Annotated in this window: 2 tRNA genes and 3 rRNA genes; all 5 read left to right on the top strand. The window is 50.8% G+C overall.

The features are described from left to right. Positions 1 to 82: 82 nt before the first annotated feature. A 16S ribosomal RNA gene (locus tag LIN78_RS17865) occupies positions 83 to 1,620 on the top strand. Positions 1,621 to 1,681: 61 nt separating this feature from the next. Further along, positions 1,682 to 1,758: transfer RNA gene (locus LIN78_RS17860), tRNA-Ile, on the top strand. Between the two features lie 17 nt (positions 1,759 to 1,775). Beyond that, positions 1,776 to 1,851 (top strand) — tRNA-Ala (locus tag LIN78_RS17855). A 242-nt stretch (positions 1,852 to 2,093) separates the two neighbouring features. Continuing rightward, positions 2,094 to 4,979: ribosomal RNA gene (locus tag LIN78_RS17850) — 23S ribosomal RNA — on the top strand. Between the two features lie 118 nt (positions 4,980 to 5,097). Next, positions 5,098 to 5,191 (top strand): 5S ribosomal RNA (gene rrf / locus LIN78_RS17845); the annotation flags it as partial.

The raw sequence follows: 5,191 nt of genomic DNA, 5'->3' as shown, positions 1-5,191 counted from the left end.
GGTAACTAGCAAAGAAATTATTAAGTGCTTACACAGTCAAGAAAAGAAATTTTTTTGAGTGTACAAGCCAGTTTTAAAGATTGAACTTAAGAGTTTGATCCTGGCTCAGATTGAACGCTGGCGGAATGCTTTACACATGCAAGTCGAACGGCAGCACAGGTGCTTGCACCTGGTGGCGAGTGGCGAACGGGTGAGTAATGCATCGGAACGTACCGTGTAGTGGGGGATAACGCATCGAAAGGTGTGCTAATACCGCATACGTCCTGAGGGAGAAAGTGGGGGATCGCAAGACCTCACGCTATACGAGCGGCCGATGTCCGATTAGCTAGTTGGTGAGGTAAAGGCTCACCAAGGCGACGATCGGTAGCTGGTCTGAGAGGACGACCAGCCACACTGGGACTGAGACACGGCCCAGACTCCTACGGGAGGCAGCAGTGGGGAATTTTGGACAATGGGCGAAAGCCTGATCCAGCCATTCCGCGTGAGTGAAGAAGGCCTTCGGGTTGTAAAGCTCTTTTGTTAGGGAGGAAATCCTAGTGGCTAATATCCATTGGGGATGACAGTACCTAAAGAATAAGGACCGGCTAACTACGTGCCAGCAGCCGCGGTAATACGTAGGGTCCAAGCGTTAATCGGAATTACTGGGCGTAAAGCGTGCGCAGGCGGCAGATTAAGCTAGATGTGAAATCCCCGAGCTCAACTTGGGAACTGCGTTTAGAACTGGTCAGCTAGAGTACGTCAGAGGGGGGTAGAATTCCACGTGTAGCAGTGAAATGCGTAGAGATGTGGAGGAATACCGATGGCGAAGGCAGCCCCCTGGGATGATACTGACGCTCATGCACGAAAGCGTGGGGAGCAAACAGGATTAGATACCCTGGTAGTCCACGCCCTAAACGATGTCTACTAGTTGTCGGGGGAGGAATCCTTTGGTAACGAAGCTAACGCGAGAAGTAGACCGCCTGGGGAGTACGGTCGCAAGATTAAAACTCAAAGGAATTGACGGGGGCCCGCACAAGCGGTGGATGATGTGGATTAATTCGATGCAACGCGAAAAACCTTACCTACCCTTGACATGTCAGGAATGCCGAAGAGATTTGGCAGTGCTCGAAAGAGAACCTGAGCACAGGTGCTGCATGGCTGTCGTCAGCTCGTGTCGTGAGATGTTGGGTTAAGTCCCGCAACGAGCGCAACCCTTGCCATTAGTTGCCATCATTAAGTTGGGCACTTTAATGGGACTGCCGGTGACAAACCGGAGGAAGGTGGGGATGACGTCAAGTCCTCATGGCCCTTATGGGTAGGGCTTCACACGTCATACAATGGTCGGTACAGAGGGTTGCGAAGCCGCGAGGTGGAGCTAATCTCAGAAAGCCGATCGTAGTCCGGATTGGAGTCTGCAACTCGACTCCATGAAGTCGGAATCGCTAGTAATCGCGGATCAGCATGTCGCGGTGAATACGTTCCCGGGCCTTGTACACACCGCCCGTCACACCATGGGAGTGGAATCCGCCAGAAGTAGGTAGCCTAACCGTAAGGAGGGCGCTTACCACGGTAGGTTTCATGACTGGGGTGAAGTCGTAACAAGGTAGCCGTAGGGGAACCTGCGGCTGGATCACCTCCTTTCTAGAGCGAAGTTAGAGTCAAGTACTCACACTTATCGGTTGTTAAAGAAGAGAAGAGAGCTGGGTCAGTAGCTCAGTCGGTTAGAGCACCGTCTTGATAAGGCGGGGGTCATAGGTTCGATTCCTATCTGACCCACCAAGCGATCGTGAATACATGGGGGTTTAGCTCAGCTGGGAGAGCACCTGCTTTGCAAGCAGGGGGTCGTCGGTTCGATCCCGTCAACCTCCACCAGTGACGAATTGTGAATACTTAGAGGTTATCTGAGTATTGATATTTCGTTATTGAAACGAAATTGTTCTTTAAAAAAATGGAAGAAGTAAAGAAGAGAAAGCGAGAGCGATCATAGTTAATTCTATGATGGTTTGAGTGAGTAACTTCGGGTTTAGATTGAATCGATATAGACATTGAAAGATGTTTATATAGCAAACAACACAGCTGAGAAACTTATAAAACTGGAATATCCAGGGTTATAGGATCAAGCGACTAAGTGCATGTGGTGGATGCCTAGGCGATTACAGGCGATGAAGGACGTGGCAGCCTGCGAAAAGCTCCGGGGAGTCGGCAACAGACTTTGATCCGGAGATATCCGAATGGGGAAACCCGGCCCGCAAGGGTCATCCTGTACTGAATACATAGGTACAGCGAAGCGAACCTGGTGAACTGAAACATCTAAGTAGCCAGAGGAAAAGAAATCAACCGAGATTCCGTAAGTAGTGGCGAGCGAACGCGGAACAGCCTGTATGTGATAGCAGTTCTCTTAGTGGAATGGTCTGGAAAGGCCAGCGATAGTGGGTGATAGCCCCGTACACGAAAAGACAATTGTGGTACTAAGCATACGACAAGTAGGGCGGGACACGAGAAATCCTGTCTGAAGATGGGGGGACCATCCTCCAAGGCTAAATACTCGTAATCGACCGATAGTGAACCAGTACCGTGAGGGAAAGGCGAAAAGAACCCCGGAAGGGGAGTGAAATAGAACCTGAAACCGCATGCATACAAACAGTGGGAGCAGACTTGTTCTGTGACTGCGTACCTTTTGTATAATGGGTCAGCGACTTACATTCAGTAGCAAGCTTAACCGGATAGGGGAGGCGTAGCGAAAGCGAGTCTGATAAGGGCGAACAGTTGCTGGGTGTAGACCCGAAACCAAGTGATCTATCCATGGCCAGGATGAAGGTTGGGTAACACCAACTGGAGGTCCGAACCCACTAACGTTGAAAAGTTAGGGGATGAGCTGTGGATAGGGGTGAAAGGCTAAACAAACTTGGAAATAGCTGGTTCTCTCCGAAAACTATTTAGGTAGTGCCTCATGTATCACTCACGGGGGTAGAGCACTGTTATGGCTAGGGGGTCATTGCGATTTACCAAACCATGGCAAACTCCGAATACCGTGAAGTGCGAGCATGGGAGACAGACGGTGGGTGCTAACGTCCATCGTCAAGAGGGAAACAACCCAGACCGCCAGCTAAGGTCCCAAATGATATGCTAAGTGGAAAACGAGGTGGGAAGGCATAGACAGCCAGGATGTTGGCTTAGAAGCAGCCATCATTTAAAGAAAGCGTAATAGCTCACTGGTCGAGTCGTCCTGCGCGGAAGATGTAACGGGGCTCAAGCATATAACCGAAGCTGCGGATATGTACTAAGTACATATGGTAGGAGAGCGTTCTGTAGGCCTGCGAAGGTGTCTTGAGAAGGATGCTGGAGGTATCAGAAGTGCGAATGCTGACATGAGTAGCGATAAAGGGAGTGAAAAGCTCCCTCGCCGAAAACCCAAGGTTTCCTACGCAACGTTCATCGGCGTAGGGTGAGTCGGCCCCTAAGGCGAGGCAGAGATGCGTAGTCGATGGGAAACAGGTTAATATTCCTGTACCGATTATGGATGCGATGGGGGGACGGAGAAGGTTAGGTTAGCGGCCTGTTGGAATAGGTCGTTTAAGCGTGTAGGCGTGCTGCATAGGCAAATCCGTGCGGCTGAGCTGAGGCGTGATGACGAGGATCCACGTGATCTGAAGTAACTGATACCAAGCTTCCAGGAAAAGCCTCTAAGCTTCAGTCCATAATTGACCGTACCGCAAACCGACACAGGTGGGTAGGGTGAGAATCCTAAGGCGCTTGAGAGAACTCAGGAGAAGGAACTCGGCAAATTGACACCGTAACTTCGGGATAAGGTGTGCCCAGATAACGTGAAGGCCCTGCGGCTGGAGCGGTAATGGGTTGCAGTGAAATGGTGGCTGCGACTGTTTAATAAAAACACAGCACTCTGCAAACACGAAAGTGGACGTATAGGGTGTGACGCCTGCCCGGTGCTGGAAGATTAAATGATGGGGTGCAAGCTCTTGATTGAAGTCCCAGTAAACGGCGGCCGTAACTATAACGGTCCTAAGGTAGCGAAATTCCTTGTCGGGTAAGTTCCGACCCGCACGAATGGCGTAACGATGGCCACACTGTCTCCTCCTGAGACTCAGCGAAGTTGAAATGTTTGTGAAGATGCAATCTCCCCGCGGCTAGACGGAAAGACCCCGTGCACCTTTACTGTAGCTTTGCATTGGACTTTGAACAGACTTGTGTAGGATAGGTGGGAGACTTTGAAGTATGAACGCTAGTTCATATGGAGTCGTCCTTGAAATACCACCCTGGTGTGTTTGAGGTTCTAACCCAGGTCCGTAATCCGGATCGGGGACCGTGCATGGTAGGCAGTTTGACTGGGGCGGTCTCCTCCCAAATTGTAACGGAGGAGCTCGAAGGTTCTCTAGGTACGGTCGGAAATCGTACTGATAGCGCAATGGCAAAAGAGAGCTTGACTGCGAGACTGACAAGTCGAGCAGGTGCGAAAGCAGGACATAGTGATCCGGTGGTTCTGAATGGAAGGGCCATCGCTCAACGGATAAAAGGTACGCCGGGGATAACAGGCTGATTCCTCCCAAGAGTTCACATCGACGGGGGAGTTTGGCACCTCGATGTCGGCTCATCACATCCTGGGGCTGAAGCCGGTCCCAAGGGTATGGCTGTTCGCCATTTAAAGTGGTACGTGAGCTGGGTTTAAAACGTCGTGAGACAGTTTGGTCCCTATCTGCCGTGGGCGTTGGAAATTTGAGGGGGGCTGCTCCTAGTACGAGAGGACCGGAGTGGACGCATCTCTGGTGTACCGGTTATCACGCCAGTGGTATCGCCGGGTAGCTAAATGCGGAATAGATAAGCGCTGAAAGCATCTAAGCGCGAAACTAGCCTCAAGATGAGATTTCCCTGAGCCTATAAGGCTCCTGAAGGGTCGTTCGAGACCAGGACGTTGATAGGTCGGGTGTGGAAGCGCAGTAATGTGTTAAGCTAACCGATACTAATTGCCCGAGAGGCTTGATCCTATAACCGTGGATATTGGTTTTAGGCTGTGTGTTTGTGATCTGAACCTGAGAAAATACTTCTTCTGTTTTTAGTGGTGAGTGATGGATTGAAAGAATCACTTGCTGCGTACAAGTTACGCTTGGTGGCCATAGCACGTTGGACCCACGCCTTCCCATTTCGAACAGGACCGTGAAACGACGTAGCGCCGATGATAGTGAGCATTGCGCTTGTG

The organism is Leeia speluncae, from assembly GCF_020564625.1.
GTDB lineage: Bacteria > Pseudomonadota > Gammaproteobacteria > Burkholderiales > Leeiaceae > Leeia > Leeia speluncae.
This window is presented reverse-complemented; position numbering and strand designations above follow the sequence as displayed.